This window comes from Maribacter sp. HS, from assembly GCF_048059195.1.
GTDB lineage: Bacteria > Bacteroidota > Bacteroidia > Flavobacteriales > Flavobacteriaceae > Maribacter > Maribacter dokdonensis.
Map to the genome: position 1 here is coordinate 433,106 of NZ_JAYLVV010000005.1, position 16,458 is coordinate 449,563.

The window sequence follows — 16,458 nt, forward strand, 5'->3', positions numbered from 1 at the left end:
TTAGTATAGTACTTCATCGATGAAATACAAGTATTTTAATTTTTAACGTCTCCCTTGGCCATATCATAAAAAGCTTTATAATCTGGTTGAAACTTAATTTGTAAAGATTCTCTTAGCCCTCCATCTTGGCCAACGGCAATAACTCGCTCTCCATTGACACCAAAATCTTTGATCAATATACTAGCGATAGCTGCGGCTTGTTGCAGCGCTATGTTCATTTCACCGGTAATATTTAAGCTTGCTACCGTTATGGTGCTTTTCGGGTTTGCATTGGCAACCTTGGCTACATTCTCAAGCCAGCCTTTAGATTCGCTAGATGGATTTAAGCCTACACCATCGGCAAAGAAAAAATCTAATTTTTCTGAAATGATCACAGAACCATCTGTAACACCAACTTTAGCGTTTTCTCCTAAGACTTGCTTTGCATTCGTCAATATAACAACAGCGGTAGAGTCATTACTTGCCACAGCATCGGTAATTCCTTTTAATTGTTTTTCCTTACGTTCTAATGTTGCTAAGGTTTTGTTGATATTCTCTGAATTTTGGCTAGATAATGCAGCAAAACTATTGAGGTTCTTCATTAAGGTGGCATTGGCATCTTGCAGTTCTGTAACTTGAGACTGGTATTCGTCTGAGCGTTGATTTGCTAATTTCTCATTGCGTTGAGAGGTGCTTACCATTTTTGAAATGGAATCCAACTTAAATTTTAAATCTTGATTTTGTTCTATCAATTCACTTTTTTTCTGAGCTTGAATTGCACTTAATCCCAATAAGAATATAGCTGAACATATAAAAAATCGTTTCATAGTAATATGCATTGAATAGGTTAATCTAATTTTTGCCGCCAAGATACGAACAGTCTTTTAAATCTTGCACACAGGTAAAAGGTACTTTGGCTTTATTGTAACCATATGTAGAAGCCAAGCTTCTGTTAAGGTCGTTATCATCTACATTTACCTGTACATCATCCATGGTAAACTGACTTGGGTGTTCATAGCCGGCAGCATGGGTAATTTCTAAAAATTCTTTTCTGAACGTGCTAAAATATTGTGCCAAACGATCAGATTTTAAAGGAATGTTTATTCCCTTCTGTAACCATTTACTTTGTGTTGCAATACCGGTTGGGCAAGTATTGTTATGGCAAGCTTGCGCTTGTATGCAGCCAATACTCATCATAGCCTCTCTTGCTACATTAATACAGTCTACACCCATTGCAAATGCCATTGCCGCTTTTGCTGGAAATCCTAATTTTCCTGAACCTATAAAAACGATTCTATCGGTTAGGTTTCTGTTCAAGAAAACACGGTATAAACTAGAAAAGCCGTACACCCATGGTAATGAAACATGGTCTGCAAATGATGGGGGAGCGGCACCTGTACCACCTTCACCACCGTCTACGGTAATAAAGTCAGGGCCTTTTCCCGTCTCCAGCATTAAATCTGCCAACTCTTCCCATTGGTCCAATTTCCCTATTGCTCCTTTGATACCTACAGGTAAACCAGTTTCATTTGCAATATCTTCAATTAGGGCCATAAGCTCTGTTACATTGGAAAATGCCTTATGTGTTGCGGGTGACAAGACATCTTTGCCCACTTCAACACCTCTGATCTCTGCAAGTTCAGGAGTAATTTTTGCACCAGGTAATACTCCACCTTTTCCTGGTTTTGCGCCTTGTGATAGTTTTATCTCTATGGCTTTAATACACGGATTGTCTTCAACCAGTTTTTTCATTTTCTCCATAGAGAAATTACCATCTGGAGTTCTTACGCCAAAATATCCGGTACCAAAATGGAATACAATGTCCCCGCCATGTTTGTGGTATGGTGACAAACCACCTTCACCTGTGTTATGATATGCTCCCGCCTTTTTTACGCCTTTATTCATGGCTTCGACCGCTGCGGCAGATAAGGAGCCAAAACTCATAGCCGATACGTTTACAATACTACTGGGCCTAAAGGGTTTTCTACGATTATTATGTTGTCCCATAACTTTTGCACACGGTAAAAAGTAAGGGTCAATGGCATTTGGATGTCCTTCAGGAACCACAAAGCCCATCATTCTATTTTTCACGAAAATGTGCTGATGAGCGTAAAGGTCCCGGTCAGAACCAAAACCTTCATAATTATTCTCTTTTTTTGCCGATGCATAGATCCATCCTCTTTCAATTCTATTAAAAGGAAGTTCTTCTCTATTGTTGGCCACAAAATATTGCCTCATTTCAGGACCTATACTTTCTAACCAATACCGTAAATGCCCTACTATAGGAAAGTTATGTTTAATAGTGTGCTTTTTTTGAATAAAAATATCATAGATAGCAACTATTAGAAGAAACAAAAAAATCCAAGTCCACCATGGTGGACTTGGAATTGAATTAAAAAAATCGTTCATCAAAATTATCCTTTTGGTTTAATATCTAAACGAGGCGTTTGATCACTATTTAGGTAATCCAAACTCATTTCGGTTAGTGTTCTAACCCCTAAAAGTAAGCCGCTATCATCAATTAGAAAGTCTGGCGTATGATGTGGGTAAGATTCTGTCGTACCCGGTGTCATTCCTCCTAAGAAAAAGAAAAAGCCTGGAGCCTCACGTTGAAAATAAGAAAAATCTTCTGCTCCGGTTACCGCTTTTTGAAAAAGAACATTGTTTTCACCTGCAACCCTTTTCATGGTCGGTAGCATTTGTTCTACTAATTCTGGGTTGTTATACGTAATATCGGTAGCATCTGTAATTACACAAGTAGCTTCACCACCGTAGGCTTTGGCAATATCGCTCACCATTTCTACCATACGCTTGTTAAGCTTGTCTTTCATGTCATAGTCCAATGTTCTAATAGTACCGATCATTTCTGCAGATTCTGGTATAATATTAAAACGTACACCACTCTTTATTTTACCTACGGTAATAACAGCGGCTTCATTGGTTAGTTCTGTCTCTCTACTGATTATTGTCTGTAGACCATCAATAATTTTTGCACTAATTAAAATAGGGTCTATTCCTGACCATGGCTGCGATCCGTGGGATTGTTTACCTTTTACATTGATCACAAATTGCTGTGCCGCGGCCATAGTACCACCAGATTTGTAGCGTATGGTACCCACAGGTGTTTGAGAATTAATGTGAAGTCCAAAAATGGCATCAACTTTAGGACTGTCCATTACGCCTTCTTTAACCATTAAAAGTGCACCACCTTCTTCACCCTGTGGCGGACCTTCTTCTGCAGGTTGAAAAATGAACTTTACGGTTCCTTTGATCTTATCTTTGTTCTTGGACATAACTTCGGCAACACCCATTAGAATCGCCGTATGTGTATCATGACCACAAGCATGCATTACGCCTACTTTTTCACCCATAAATTCTGTAGTAACGTTCGATTTGTATGGCAAATCATTTCTTTCTGTAACAGGTAAGGCGTCAATGTCTGCTCTTAGTGCCACTACTTTCCCTGGTAAATCTCCTTTCAATAGACCTACAACACCGGTATGTGCTACTCCTGTTTGTACTTCTATGCCAAGTGATTTTAAATGTTTGGCTATTTTTTCGGCAGTCTTAAACTCACGGTTTCCCAATTCAGGATTTTGGTGAATTTCTCTTCTCCAATCAATTACTTTGCTTTCAATAGCTTTGTAATCCTTTTCAAGATTGGGACCTTGTGCTTGTACGGAAACCCCGAAAAGTACAATGGCCATTAACCATAATTTTCTCATAATGTATATTTAAAGTTAGTTAAAGTAGTCGTTCAACAAATATATTGATCAAACATACATAATACTAAGATTATGATAGTGATTTTGTATTTATTATCAATTTCAAAAAAATACCCGTATTTGTTTATAAAACTAGCGGACTTCACTTTTACTATCCCTCAATAATAGCTAAATTCACGGCTCTAAAAAAAAGAAAATTTGAGCTCATTTATAGATGAATTGAACGATGCCCAAAAAGCTCCTGTTTTACACAAAGACGGACCTTTAATGGTAATTGCCGGGGCAGGGTCTGGAAAAACACGAGTATTAACGTATAGAATTGCGTATCTAATGGCGCAAGGTGTAGATTCTTTTAACATTTTGGCGTTGACCTTTACCAATAAAGCGGCACGTGAGATGAAAGAACGTATTGCGCATATTGTTGGTGCCAGTGAAGCTAAAAACTTATGGATGGGTACCTTTCACTCGGTTTTTGCAAAGTTATTGCGTATAGATGGAGACAAGTTGGGTTACCCAGCCAACTTTACTATTTATGACACACAAGATTCCCAAAGGCTAATTGCCTCTATCATCAAGGAAATGGGACTTGATAAGGATATCTACAAGTATAAGCAGATTCAAAATAGAATTTCATCATTTAAAAATAGTTTGATTACGGTTAAGGCCTACCGAAATGACCCAGATCTTGTTGAACAAGATGCTATGGCCAAAAAGCCAAGAACTGGAGATATTTATGAGAATTATGTTGACCGTTGTTTTAAGGCCGGGGCAATGGATTTTGATGATCTCTTATTACGAACCAATGAACTCTTGACACGTTACCCAGATGTGTTGATGAAATATCAGAATAGATTTAGATATATTTTGGTAGATGAGTATCAGGATACCAACCATTCACAGTACTTGATCGTAAAAGCATTGGCAGATCGTTTTCAGAATATATGTGTGGTAGGAGATGATGCTCAAAGTATATATTCTTTTAGAGGTGCGAACATCAGCAATATTCTGAACTTTCAAAAAGATTATGATAATGTAGGTATGTATCGCCTAGAGCAGAATTACCGTTCTACCAGAAATATCGTAAATGCTGCCAATTCCATCATCGGGAAAAACCAAAATCAAATTGAGAAAGTAGTTTGGACAGATAATGATGATGGGCCTTCAATTAAAATTCATAGAAGCACCACCGATGCTGAAGAAGGTAGATTTGTAGCAAATTCTATTTGGGAACATAGAATGCAGCAACAAATGACAAATGGTCAATTTTGTGTATTATATAGAACAAACTCCCAATCTAGGGCAATTGAAGATGCCTTGCGTAAAAGAGATATTCCATATCGTATTTATGGCGGACTGTCATTCTACCAACGTAAAGAGATCAAGGATGTTTTGTCATATTTACGTTTGGTCATCAACCCAAAAGATGAAGAAGCTTTAAAAAGGGTAATCAATTTTCCAGCAAGGGGTATTGGTGGTACAACATTGGATAAATTGGTGGTAGCCGCCAATCATTACAATCGTTCTATTTTTGAGGTCATGGAGAACATTGATAGAATTGATTTAAAAATTAATTCTGGTACCAAACGAAAGCTGCAGGACTTTGTAACCATGATCAAAAGTTTTCAGGTAATGAACGAAACTACCGATGCTTTTGCATTGTCTGAACATGTTGCCAAAAAAACAGGTATTCTTTTAGAGTTTAAAAAGGATGGAACTCCAGAGGGTATTGGTAAAATGGAGAACATTGAAGAACTTTTAAACGGTATTAAGGATTTTGTTGAAGGGCAACAGGAAATTGATGAAGCTACCGGTAGTATTAGTGAATTTTTAGAAGATGTAGCTTTGGCTACTGATTTGGACAATGATACTGGTGATGACGATAGGGTTGCCTTAATGACCATTCACTTGGCAAAAGGATTGGAATTCCCTTACGTTTACATTGTTGGTATGGAAGAAGATCTTTTTCCTTCAGGAATGAGTATGAATACCAGAAGCGAATTAGAAGAAGAAAGAAGATTGTTCTATGTTGCTTTGACCAGGGCAGAGAAACAGGCGTACCTAACATATACGCAAAATAGATATCGTTGGGGTAAGTTGATCGATGCCGAACCTAGTAGGTTTTTAGAAGAAATAGATGAAAAATATGTTGAGAACCTTACTCCTGTAGATGGTGGCTATCGTTATAAATCATTGATTAATGCAGATATTTTCGGTGAGGTAGATAAAAGTAAATTACGACAACAAAAACCGGTTAGGGGAACTCCGCCATCTATAAGTCAACCAAATTCTGGTCAACTTAAAAAGCTGCGTAAAATTAAACCGCAATTATCAGAACCAGTAGGTAATACCAATAAGATAGACCCTAATTTACAAGAAGGTTCTCTAATCAATCACACTCGTTTTGGGCGAGGTAAAGTGGTGAAGATTGAAGGTGCCGGAAACGATAGAAAGGCAGAGATAATGTTTGATAAAGGTGATATTAAGAAACTACTACTTCGTTTCGCAAAGTTAGAAGTGATCGGATAGTTTTGGTATATTTAATATCAATATGGTTTAAAACCTAAAGCTATGGCAGAGTTCATCAGAATATACGAAGAGAATCCTAACCCCAAGGAGATAAAAAAGGTGGTGGATGTATTACGTAAAGGTGGTTTGGTCATTTACCCCACAGATACTGTATACGGTTTAGGTTGTGATATTACCAATACCAAAGCTTTGGAGAAAATAGCACGTATAAAGGGTATTAAATTGGCAAAAGCAAATTGGTCATTTATTTGTACAGATCTGAGTAACCTGTCAGATTACGTTAGACAAATAGATACCGCAACATTTAAAATTTTGAAAAGGGCATTGCCGGGTCCTTATACCTTTATTCTTCCTGGTAATAACAATCTACCTAAAGAATTTAAAAAAAAGAAAACCGTTGGTATTCGTGTTCCTGATAATAGTATTGTCAAAGCTTTGGTAGAAGAACTGGGCAATCCTATTGTCTCTACATCTATAAGAGATGATGATGATGTTTTGGAGTATACGACCGATCCTGAATTGATCTATGAAAAATGGGATAATCTTGTTGATGTCGTAATTGATGGTGGTTATGGGGGTAATGTAGGTTCTACTATAATAGATGTGTCTACCGGTTATCCAGAAGTGATTAGAGAAGGTAAGGGCAGTTTAGATATCATTTAAGATAGATTCCACAATTTCAAACATAAAAAAAGCGGCTCAATTGAGCCGCTTTAATTTTATATGTTACAATCAATTATTATTTGTTGATTGCAGGATCTTTCATTCCTTCTTCGATCATGCTGTAGAACTGATCAATTTTTGGAAGAACTACGATACGGGTTCTTCTGTTTTTAGATTTTTCAGTTGTAGATACCGGTACATATTCTGATCTACCAGCGGCAGTCATACGCTTAGGGTCTACATTGAAATCGTTCTGTAAAATACGAACAACAGCTGTAGCACGTTTAACACTTAAATCCCAGTTATCCAATAGAGAACCGTTACCTCTGTAAGGAACGTTGTCTGTATGACCTTCTACCATAAATTCAAAATCAGGCTTGTTATTTACAACTTTAGCTACTTTTCCTAAAACTTCTTTAGCTCTACTTGTAAGATTATAGCTACCGCTGCTAAATAAAAGCTTGTCTGATATAGATACGAAAACAACACCTTTTTCTACGCTGATTTCAATATCCTCGTCATCCATGTTTCCTAATACACCTTTTAAGCTCTGTACCAATGAAAGGTTTACAGAATCTCTACGGGTAATAGCGTCATTTAACTTACGAATAGTTAAATCTTTTTCTTGTAAGCTTTCTAAAGACTTCTCTAAGTTCTCAGCACCTTTGGTAGTCAAAGTTGTTAGGTTGCCCATATTGTTGATCAACTCTTGGTTGTTTGCCTTTAAAAACGCATTTTGATCTTCTAAAGTTTGAAGTCTAGATGAAGCTGTTGCTTTCTCTTCTAAACAGTCATTTAACTTTACAGTTGCAGAGTTTAATAAATCTTGTGCATTTTTGTGTTTTGCTTCAAGATCGGCATACTTCTTTGATGATACACAAGAAGAAAGTAAAAGCGTTACTCCAAGACATCCTAATAATACTTTTTTCATAATTTGATTCTATTATAATAATTTAGTTATTTACTCAATTTCGCATCTAAGCGACTCCAAAATTATATAATTACAAAGTCACTTATATGTGTTGTTAGTTAATCTTTTACTAAAATGTTAAAATTACTTATTCTATGTACGAAGTAAGACCATACAATGGACTTCGTAACATAGTATTTTCTCAGGAATTGAGTTTTTTCCCGTTTTTTATACATTTTTCTAAATTGTCTGTAAAAGCTTAAATGCGCCCTAAAAATAGCGAAAAAGTGTTTGAATCTTAACTGAAAAAGAAATCGTATTGCTGCAATACCATCTAACAGTAATCTTAAGAAGATAATAATAAAGGCTTTTCTTCTGGGCAGGTTCTTTGTAATGGAGAATAGTGTATTTCTAAAATTTAAATACGTCTTTTTAGGATTCATGTTACTTAAGGTAGAACCTCCTAAATGAAATATATGCGATGTACCCACATATAATATTTTATACCCATGGTTTTTTGCTCTCCAACAGAGATCTACTTCTTCCTGGTGGGCAAAGTAATCTTCATCAAAACCATTGAGTTCATGAAAAACAGATTTCTTAATGAACATGCAGGCTCCGGTTGCCCAAAAAATTTCTCTAACATCATTATACTGCCCGTTGTCTTTTTCTAAAGTTTGAAAAAGCCTACCCCTACAAAAAGGATATCCTAATTGGTCTATAAAACCACCGGCTGCACCTGCATATTCAAAGTGGTCTTTTTTAAGAAGGTCCAGTATTTTTGGTTGAATAATGGCAGCGTCTGGCACATTATTGAAAGTTTCCTTAATAGGTATTAACCAGTTAGGCGATACTTCTACATCTGAGTTTAACAAGCAGAAAATATCAGCATCTACATGAACAAGTGCATCATTATACCCTTTTGTAAACCCTCCATTAACGGCATTTTGAATAATTTTTACCGTAGGGTAATTTTCAGTGATAAATGCTACCGAACCATCTGTAGATGCATTATCGGCAACATATACATCCGCTCCTTGGGAATATGAGATAACAGAAGGTAGGTACCTCTCTAAAAGCACTTCACCATTCCAGTTTAATATGACTACGGCTATCTTCAAAACGATCGCAAATTAACGGCTAAAATCAGGAATTTCCTGCATGAATTGATATTTTTCCGCAACAAAGTCCATTTGACAGTAATAATGTGCGAGTCCGTTAGTGACCATTAGGTAGTTGGCGTTGAGTTTAAAATTGTATTGTGCAATCTGATCAAATGTATTTTGGGATATGGTAATTTCCGGTGCTTTGCACTCTACTAGTATATCTAATTTTCCATCTGGCTTAAATACTACTATATCATATCTTTTTTTTAACCCGTTCAAGGTAATCTGCTTTTCAACGTTGATATGACTGATCGGATAATTTTTTTCTTGTATCAAGAATTTTACCACATGCTGCCTTACCCATTCTTCTGGAGTAAGTACTATAAATTTTTTACGTATTTCGTCAAATATTAAGGGTCTATTTTCGCTATTTTTGACCCTGAAAGTGTAGCTGGGAAAATTTAGTGGCTGCATTATACAAAGTTGATGAATTTTTCTGAATGGATGAAGCTGTACAAATAGTCAATGCGATCAAGAAAGGACAAATAAGTCCTATTTACTTCTTATATGGCGAAGAGGCGTATTTTATTGATAAAATATCAGATTTTATTGGCGCTAAAGTGTTGACGGAAGAAGAGAAAGGCTTTAACCAAATGGTACTTTATGGAAAAGATGTTTCTATAGACGATATTGTTGGTAACGCTAAGCGCTATCCAATGATGGCAGAAAGACAAGTGGTAATAGTAAAAGAAGCCCAACACCTTTCTAGAACTATAGAGGATCTATGTGCCTATGCGGAAAATCCGCAGCAAACAACCGTCCTTGTTATTTGTTATAAATATAAAAAGCTTGATAAGCGTAAAAAGTTGCACAAGATCATTAAAAAGAACGGTGTAATCTTTGAAAGTAAAAAGTTATACGAAAATCAAGTGAGTGACTGGCTTAGAAAGCATCTTTTAGGGCATGGCTATACCATTTCCCATAAAGCTTCATTATTATTGATAGAATATCTGGGTACGGATTTAGGGAAGATCAGTAAAGAATTAGAAAAACTAAAACTGGTTCTTCCTAAGGAGACAGAATTTAATCCTCAGCATATTGAAGAACATATAGGCATAAGTAAGGATTATAATAATTTTGAATTAAAACGGGCCATTGGTGATAGGGATATAGTAAAAGCTACTAAAATCATTAATTACTTTGCTCAAAATCCTAAGGATAACCCTTTTATATTGACAATAACCTTGTTGCATTCATTTTTTACCCAACTGTTACAATATCATGGGCTAAGTGATCATTCTCCTAAGAATGTAGCCAGTACGTTACGTATTAATCCATATTTTGTAAAGGAAATACAGACGGCAGCTAGAAATTACCCTATGAAAAAAGTAAGTGCTATTATTTCCAGTCTACGGGAAATGGATCTTAAGGGTAAAGGTGTAGGGGCAAGCCCAATGAAAGAGGCTGATCTGTTAAAAGAACTTCTTTATAAAATAGTTTAACATCTATCTTTTATCGATACCAAATTTTCCTGGTCCCAATAAAGAAATGGTAATAAACGCAACCAGATAGAAAATAGCCTTTTCTTTAGTACTGAAATCATCTGCACCGTGAGCAACAAAAGCTGCTACCGCCATAGTAATGGCTGGTGGAATTGCCGCTAATCGTGTTTTAAAACCGATAATAATCAAAATAGGACAAACAAATTCACCAATAACGGCTAAAAATAATGAAGGGGTAGCTCCTATACCAAATGGGTCTGTAAATTGAAAATCTCCTGAAATTAATTTTTGAAATTTTGGAAGTCCATGAGTTAGCATCATTGCAGAAACAGCAATTCTAAAAAAAGCTAAACCAATATCTTTTAATAAGGTGTTTTTCATTAGTCGGAATTATTTCCTTTAAAAGTATCATTTTTTTTTGTTTTTTGTTTATAGGTATGGTGTTTGTATGTATTTACAGAATGTGTTTTGCCCAGTAATAGGCAGGCTGACCTTTATTATCAATAGATTAGATAGTTATAAATTTTTGTTAAAATAGATGGGCTTGATCCCTAGGAAGTTTACGTATAAGAATAATGCAATTTTTTTATAAGTTTTTTCGTACCTAATAATACAATTGTTCCATACTTTTTTAAAGATTATATTTACTTAAATCATTAAAAAAGTATTCATCATGAAAAAAACAATCTTATTTATTATGCTGTGTTTGTTTTGTTTAACAAAACAGCACGCACAAGATTTTGAATTTAAATCTGATCAAATTGATCTAAAATACGAAAGGTTCATATTACCTAATGGTTTAACCTTGTTGGTGCATGAAGACCATAAGGCACCAATTGCTGCAGTGAACGTATGGTATCATGTAGGTTCTAAGAACGAGAAACCAGGTAAAAGTGGTTTTGCACATTTATTTGAGCATTTAATGTTTAACGGTAGTGAGAATTATAACGATGATTATTTCCAAGCTTTGGAGAGAATAGGAGGTACCGATCTAAATGGAACAACAAATACTGACCGTACCAACTACTTTCAAAATGTACCGGTTGCGGCCTTAGATCAAGTACTGTTTTTAGAGTCTGATAGAATGGGTCACCTTTTAGGGGCAATTGACCAAGAAAGGTTAGATGAACAACGTGGTGTTGTTCAAAATGAAAAAAGACAAGGAGAAAATCAACCCTATGGTAAGCAATGGGACCTTTTGACCAAGGCGATGTACCCTAAAGGGCATCCGTATTCATGGACCGTTATTGGTGAAATGGAAGATCTAAATGCAGCTTCGCTTGAAGATGTACAAGATTGGTTCAAGTCTTATTACGGTGCGGCTAATGCCGTAGTAGCTGTTGCAGGAGATATTAATCCTCAAGAGGTGTATAATAAAGTGTTGAATTATTTTGGCGATATACCTTCTGGACCAACAATAGCTAGACAAGAAGTGAATATTCCTTTAAAAAGTTCAGACACCTATCAAATTTATGAAGACAGAGTGCCAGAAGCCAGAATTTTATTTAGTTGGAATACGCCTGAATTTGGCAATAAAGAAGACATTCATTTTGATCTAATCTCTTCTATATTGACAAGTGGTAAAAACTCTAGATTGTACAAAAGATTGGTATATGATGAGCAAGTTGCTAGTTCTGTGGTTTCTTTTCAAGCTTCAAATGAAATTGCAAGTGAATTTATCACTTGGGCAAATGTAAAGCCAGAGGGAGATATTGATAGGGTTCAACAGATTATGGAAGAAGAGTTAGCCAAATTAATTGAAGAAGGACCTACCGAAGGTGAACTTAAAAGGGTAAAAGCGGCTTATTTTTCAAGTTTTATAAAAGGTTTGGAACGTATTGGCGGCTTTGGTGGAGTATCAGATATTCTAGCATCTAACCAAACTTATTTTGATGATGCAGCTTATTATAAAACCGTGTTGCAATATGTTGAAAATGCTACTGTACTGGATATTCAGAATACAGCTAAAAAGTGGCTTACTAGGGGTAAACATATTCTACTTTGTAAACCATTTCCGGAATATACCATTACTAAAAGTACTGTAGATCGCAGCAAATTGCCAGAAGTAGGAGAAGCTAAAAGTTCTCAATTTCCAGCCTTACATAGGGATAAATTATCTAACGGTCTTAATATAGTACTTGCAAAAAGAACCGGTGTACCTACCGTTGTCATGAATTTAATGTTTAATGCAGGATATAAAACCGATTATCTTTCAAGTCCGGGAACTGCTGCTTTGGCTATGGATTTATTGGATGAAGGAACTAAAGATTTAAATTCTTTAGAAATAAACGAGAAACTTCAATTATTAGGGGCAAGTCTTTACACGTATTCCAGTCAAGATAATTCTAATATTTATCTCAATACTCTGAAACCAAGTTTAGGTGCTAGTATTGATTTATTTGCCGATGTTGTTTTGAACCCTGCTTTCCCAGAAAAGGAATTTGATCGTTTAAAGGATGAACAATTAAACAGAATACAGCAAGAGAAATCTCAACCCATTTCCATGGCACTGAGGGTGATGAACAAGTATTTATATGGTGAAGGTCATCCTTATAGTAATCCATACACAGGAACAGGTTATACGGAGACGGTTTCTAAACTCTCAAAAGATGATGTGCAAAAGTTTTATGCTACTTGGATAAGACCTAACAATGCAACTCTGGTAGTTACCGGTGATATAGAAATGAAAGATTTAAAATCGAAGTTAGAAAAGGCTTTAGGAAAATGGAAAAAGGCAGATGTACCTAATATTACGTTTACCACACCAAAAGTGAATTCGAAAAATACACTTTATTTAATGGATAGGCCAGAGTCTGAGCAATCAGTGATTTTGGCAGGACATTTAACTGAAAAATACGGAGATGTCTCTCAAATTGCATTAGAACAGATGGTCAGTATTCTGGGTGGTGATTTCACATCTAGAATTAATATGAATTTAAGGGAAGATAAACATTGGGCTTATGGAGCTAGTGGTTTTGTTATGGGCGCTAAAGCTGAAAGACCGTTTATAATGTACGCACCTGTGCAAACGGATAAATCTGCTGAATCCGTGACAGAATTGCGAAAAGAGATATCTGAGTTTATCTCTACAAGACCGGTAACAAAGGAAGAATTGGAAAAAGTGAAGACCAATCAAATTTTAAGTCTGCCTGGTCAATGGGAGACTAATAGCTCTGTAAACCAGTCTATAACAAATTTGGTCAATTATGGTTTGCCAGATGATTATTATCAAAAATATGATGCCAATGTACGTAACCTTTCATTGCAAGAAGTGAGAGATGTGAGTAAAAAAGTGGTTAAACCAGAAGCTGTAAATTGGTTTATGGTAGGCGATAGGGCAAAAATTGCGGACAAATTAGATGAATTGGGTTTTGATGCCATTATTGAAATAGATGCCGATGGTAACCCTAAAAAACCAGCTATAAAGGAGGTGAAACCTGAGATTAAAAATTAAAGTTGAACACATAAAATATAAAAAGTCCCATTTTAAATGGGACTTTTTATATTTTATGATTGTATCAATTTTACCTCAATTTAGGATAATCGTCTGGGTGGACTTCATGCATAATGCTATACACCTTTTCGAAAATATCTTCTCTATTGGGTTTGGAGAAATAATCCCCATCTGAACCATATGCAGGTCTATGAGCTTTTGCGCTTAAAGTTTGTGGTGCACTGTCCAAGTATTTAAATGCCCCTTGTCTTTCTATAATTTCATTTAGCAAGTAAGCAGAGCATCCTCCAGGAACATCTTCATCTATGACCAAAAGTCTATTCGTCTTTTTAACACTTTCTAAAACCTCCATTTCAATATCAAAAGGTAATAAGGTCTGTGCATCTATAACTTCTGCATCAATACCAACCTCTATTAATTCTTTTGCTGCTTTTTCAACAATTCGTAATGTGGAGCCGTACGATACCAGTGTAATGTCTTTTCCTTCCTTTAAGGTTTCAACCTTACCGATCGGGGTACAGAATTCCCCTAAGTTCTTTGGTTTCTTTTCTTTTAGCCTATAGCCGTTAAGACTTTCAATGACTAAGGCAGGCTCATCACTTTTTAAAAGGGTATTGTAAAAACCGGCAGCTTGTGTCATGTTTCTAGGCGCTAAAATATACATGCCTCGTAACAAATGAATCAATCCGCCCATTTCTGATCCAGAATGCCATATCCCCTCTAATCGGTGACCTCTTGTTCTTATAATTAGCGGTGCTTTTTGTTTTCCGGCAGTTCTGTAAAGTAATGAAGCCAAATCATCTGTAAGCGTTGCCAGTGCATAAAATATATAATCTAAATACTGTATTTCTGCAATGGGTCTTAGTCCTCTAAGGGCCATTCCTATTCCTTGCCCAATAATGGTGGTTTCACGTATACCGGTATCTGCAACACGTATTTTGCCATACTTTTGCTGCATTCCTTCTAGACCCTGGTTTACATCTCCAATTGCTCCAGTATCTTCACCAAAAATTAGTGTATTTGGGTATTTTTCAAATAATTTATCAAAATTGTCACGTAAAATTACCCTGCCGTCAACTAGCTCTGAATCGTCATTGTAACTTGGGTTTATTGCGGTAATGTTACTTGCTTTACTATCATTTTCACTGTAAAGGTGAGAACTATACTTTTCTTGAGCTTCTGCCAAGAAATTGGTAGTCCAATTAATTAAATCTTGCTTTTCGGGTGTATTCTCACCAATTAAATAACGCAGGGATTTTCTTGCGGTAATGGCTAAGTCTTTACGAACAGGTTCTTCAGTGGCAATTAAATCGTTCTTTAATTTATTCAAGAAGTTTTTGTTCGGACTTGTAGCAGCAACTTTATCAATTAAATTGACCAATATTGTTTTATTGGAAAGCAAGGTTTTTAAATACTCGTCCCAAGCTTCTTTTTTTGCTTCACGAACAGTACGCTTAATTCTTTTTTCAATAGTTGCCAGTTCTTCTGTTGTGGCAATACCAGACTCTAAAATCCATTCTTTAAAGCGTTTGTTGCAATCATGGTCACGTTCCCATTCTAATCGCTCATTGTCTTTGTAACGTTCATGGGATCCAGATGTAGAGTGTCCCTGAGGTTGTGTTAATTCTTTTACGTGAATTAAAACAGGTACGTGCTCTTGTCTGGCAATATCGGCAGCATTTTCATAAGCATGCATAAGGGCGGTATAGTCCCAGCCATTAACTTTTAAAATTTCATAACCGCTATTGTCCTCTGTTCTTTGAAATCCTGAGAGTATTTCAGATATATCTTCTTTAGTAGTATGAAACTTTGCAGGTACGGATATACCGTATTCATCATCCCATATACTTATGACCATGGGTACTTGTAATACACCTGCAGCATTTATAGTTTCAAAGAACATGCCTTCGCTAGTACTTGCATTGCCTATGGTACCCCAAGCTATTTCATTTCCATTAACGGAGAATTTTGCACTATCTAGTCCCTTTTGATTTCTATAAACTTTTGATGCTTGTGCCAAACCTAATAGACGTGGCATTTGTCCAGCGGTACAAGAGATATCTGCACTACTGTTTTTTTGTTTGGTCAAATCTTTCCAACTACCATCGGCATTTAAGCTGTGGGTAAGAAAGTGTCCGCCCATCTGCCTTCCCGCGCTCATAGGTTCTTTTTCTATATCGGTAGTGGCATAAAGGGCGTGAAAAAACTCCTTGGGATGTAAAAGACCCAACGCCATCATAAACGTTTGATCTCTATAATAACCACTTCTAAAATCTCCGTTTTTAAAAGATCTGGCCATGGCAAGTTGTGGAAGTTCTTTACCGTCACCAAAAATGCCGAATTTGGCTTTGCCGGTAAGCACTTCTTTTCTTCCCAATAAACTACAGGTTCTGCTTAGAAAAGCAATTTCATAGTCATTGATAATTTGTTCTTTGAAATCTTCGAAAGAAATATCATTACTGGTTTTAGAAGAAACATCCATGTATTAAACGTGTTTATACAAAATTACCGAATCAAGTACTTTCTAGCAACGCTCTTACCAGTTAATTTATTCCATATTTTTCAACAAATTTGATATTTTTTTAAAAATATC

12 protein-coding genes are annotated in these 16,458 nt (G+C 36.0%); 4 read left to right on the top strand and 8 right to left on the bottom strand.

What is annotated here, in order from left to right; genetic code table 11:
* Positions 1 to 35: 35 nt before the first annotated feature.
* Genes VBZ51_RS14695 through VBZ51_RS14705 form a run of 3 tightly spaced genes read right to left on the bottom strand, consistent with a single transcriptional unit; the run spans position 36 to position 3,704 of the window.
* Entirely contained in the window at positions 36 to 806 is a 771-nt protein-coding gene (locus VBZ51_RS14695; RefSeq protein ID WP_416577416.1) for a hypothetical protein, read from the bottom strand.
* Positions 807 to 831: 25 nt separating this feature from the next.
* Positions 832 to 2,388 carry an FMN-binding glutamate synthase family protein gene (locus tag VBZ51_RS14700; protein ID WP_058105874.1) on the bottom strand — a complete coding sequence of 519 codons (1,557 nt, stop codon included), beginning with the start codon at positions 2,386 to 2,388 and terminating at the stop codon, positions 832 to 834.
* Positions 2,389 to 2,393: 5 nt separating this feature from the next.
* Positions 2,394 to 3,704, bottom strand: coding sequence for an amidohydrolase (locus VBZ51_RS14705; protein WP_058105875.1), 1,311 nt, complete (start codon positions 3,702 to 3,704; stop codon positions 2,394 to 2,396).
* Positions 3,705 to 3,902: 198 nt separating this feature from the next.
* Here VBZ51_RS14705 and VBZ51_RS14710 point away from each other — a divergent pair, with 198 nt between their 5' ends.
* Together VBZ51_RS14710 and VBZ51_RS14715 are read left to right on the top strand one after the other, a co-directional pair.
* Positions 3,903 to 6,230 carry an ATP-dependent helicase gene (locus tag VBZ51_RS14710; protein ID WP_099192009.1) on the top strand — a complete coding sequence of 776 codons (2,328 nt, stop codon included), beginning with the start codon at positions 3,903 to 3,905 and terminating at the stop codon, positions 6,228 to 6,230.
* 42 nt (positions 6,231 to 6,272) lie between these two features.
* Entirely contained in the window at positions 6,273 to 6,893 is a 621-nt protein-coding gene (locus VBZ51_RS14715) for an L-threonylcarbamoyladenylate synthase (protein ID WP_058105877.1), read from the top strand.
* A gap of 76 nt (positions 6,894 to 6,969) precedes the next feature.
* On the opposite strand, the gene VBZ51_RS14720 is transcribed toward VBZ51_RS14715, so the two are convergent.
* The 3 genes from VBZ51_RS14720 to VBZ51_RS14730 form a co-directional block, all read right to left on the bottom strand.
* Positions 6,970 to 7,824 carry an OmpA family protein gene (locus VBZ51_RS14720; RefSeq protein ID WP_416577417.1) on the bottom strand — a complete coding sequence of 285 codons (855 nt, stop codon included), beginning with the start codon at positions 7,822 to 7,824 and terminating at the stop codon, positions 6,970 to 6,972.
* Between the two features lie 98 nt (positions 7,825 to 7,922).
* On the bottom strand, positions 7,923 to 8,924 hold the full coding sequence (locus tag VBZ51_RS14725; RefSeq protein ID WP_286814919.1) for a glycosyltransferase family 2 protein: 1,002 nt from the start codon (positions 8,922 to 8,924) through the stop codon (positions 7,923 to 7,925).
* Between the two features lie 12 nt (positions 8,925 to 8,936).
* On the bottom strand, positions 8,937 to 9,383 hold the full coding sequence (locus VBZ51_RS14730) for a type I restriction enzyme HsdR N-terminal domain-containing protein (protein ID WP_058105880.1): 447 nt from the start codon (positions 9,381 to 9,383) through the stop codon (positions 8,937 to 8,939).
* Positions 9,384 to 9,409: 26 nt separating this feature from the next.
* Here VBZ51_RS14730 and holA point away from each other — a divergent pair, with 26 nt between their 5' ends.
* Positions 9,410 to 10,411: a DNA polymerase III subunit delta gene (holA, locus tag VBZ51_RS14735; protein WP_416577418.1), complete on the top strand. Its 1,002-nt coding sequence runs from the start codon at positions 9,410 to 9,412 to the stop codon at positions 10,409 to 10,411.
* Between the two features lie 3 nt (positions 10,412 to 10,414).
* Here holA and VBZ51_RS14740 read toward each other — a convergent pair whose 3' ends face one another.
* Complete coding sequence (locus VBZ51_RS14740) at positions 10,415 to 10,792, bottom strand: DoxX family protein (protein ID WP_416577419.1); 378 nt, start codon at positions 10,790 to 10,792, stop codon at positions 10,415 to 10,417.
* Between the two features lie 292 nt (positions 10,793 to 11,084).
* Between VBZ51_RS14740 and VBZ51_RS14745 the strand changes: the two genes are divergently transcribed.
* Positions 11,085 to 13,865, top strand: coding sequence for a M16 family metallopeptidase (locus tag VBZ51_RS14745; protein WP_416577420.1), 2,781 nt, complete (start codon positions 11,085 to 11,087; stop codon positions 13,863 to 13,865).
* A 70-nt stretch (positions 13,866 to 13,935) separates the two neighbouring features.
* On the opposite strand, the gene VBZ51_RS14750 is transcribed toward VBZ51_RS14745, so the two are convergent.
* Entirely contained in the window at positions 13,936 to 16,347 is a 2,412-nt protein-coding gene (locus tag VBZ51_RS14750; protein WP_058105884.1) for an alpha-ketoacid dehydrogenase subunit alpha/beta, read from the bottom strand.
* Positions 16,348 to 16,458: the final 111 nt, after the last annotated feature.

Excerpts from the sequence above, each read along its gene's own strand:
- VBZ51_RS14695 (WP_416577416.1), bottom strand. The coding sequence starts at position 806 with ATGAAACGATTTTTTATATGTTCAGCTATATTCTTATTGGGATTAAGT.
- VBZ51_RS14700 (WP_058105874.1), bottom strand. The coding sequence starts at position 2,388 with ATGAACGATTTTTTTAATTCAATTCCAAGTCCACCATGGTGGACTTGG.
- VBZ51_RS14705 (WP_058105875.1), bottom strand. The coding sequence starts at position 3,704 with ATGAGAAAATTATGGTTAATGGCCATTGTACTTTTCGGGGTTTCCGTA.
- VBZ51_RS14715 (WP_058105877.1), top strand. The coding sequence starts at position 6,273 with ATGGCAGAGTTCATCAGAATATACGAAGAGAATCCTAACCCCAAGGAG.
- VBZ51_RS14720 (WP_416577417.1), bottom strand. The coding sequence starts at position 7,824 with ATGAAAAAAGTATTATTAGGATGTCTTGGAGTAACGCTTTTACTTTCT.
- VBZ51_RS14730 (WP_058105880.1), bottom strand. The coding sequence starts at position 9,383 with ATGCAGCCACTAAATTTTCCCAGCTACACTTTCAGGGTCAAAAATAGC.
- holA (WP_416577418.1), top strand. The coding sequence starts at position 9,410 with ATGGATGAAGCTGTACAAATAGTCAATGCGATCAAGAAAGGACAAATA.
- VBZ51_RS14740 (WP_416577419.1), bottom strand. The coding sequence starts at position 10,792 with ATGAAAAACACCTTATTAAAAGATATTGGTTTAGCTTTTTTTAGAATT.
- VBZ51_RS14745 (WP_416577420.1), top strand. The coding sequence starts at position 11,085 with ATGAAAAAAACAATCTTATTTATTATGCTGTGTTTGTTTTGTTTAACA.
- VBZ51_RS14750 (WP_058105884.1), bottom strand. The coding sequence starts at position 16,347 with ATGGATGTTTCTTCTAAAACCAGTAATGATATTTCTTTCGAAGATTTC.